The sequence below is a fragment of the Dietzia massiliensis genome (assembly GCF_018390595.1).
In the GTDB taxonomy this organism is placed as follows: domain Bacteria; phylum Actinomycetota; class Actinomycetes; order Mycobacteriales; family Mycobacteriaceae; genus Dietzia; species Dietzia massiliensis.
On record NZ_JAHBAV010000180.1, the window covers coordinates 1 to 457 of the forward strand.

The window sequence follows — 457 nt, forward strand, 5'->3', positions numbered from 1 at the left end:
GGGTAAGGATGCGCACTCAGTGTGGATCGGTGACGTACTTATCCGTCCGGTGGCGGAGGACATCGACACCTATGAGTCCAACAAGAATCTCGTCCTCACCGAGGGCTGCCGTGCTGACGCGGTACCAAACCTGGAGATCCAGACCGGCAATATTCGCGGTGCCGGGCACTCAGCCTCCACTGGACGTTTCGACGCTGAGCAGCTGTTTTACCTGCAGTCGCGTGGTGTCGAAGAGGCTGAGGCTCGCCGCCTTGTCGTGCACGGTTTCTTCACCGACATCGTCCGCAAGATCGACGTGCCCGAGATTTCTGAGGAGCTTGTGGCTCGCATTGAGGCCGAACTTGTCGAGAGCCTCGGATCCTCCACCTCGGTGGAGGAGGACTGATGCCCGTCGTCACTACTGTCTCGGCCCTGAAGGAGAATTCTCCGCAGGAGTTCGAGGTTGACGGCACCGACG

Annotated in this window: 1 protein-coding gene; it reads left to right on the forward strand. The window is 60.0% G+C overall.

Annotation, left to right across the window (positions count from 1 at the left end):
• Positions 1–385 (forward strand): SufD family Fe-S cluster assembly protein (locus KHA85_RS16745; protein WP_213186665.1); only part of this gene is annotated, 385 nt, incomplete at its 5' end.
• Between the last annotated feature and the right edge of the window lie 72 nt (positions 386–457).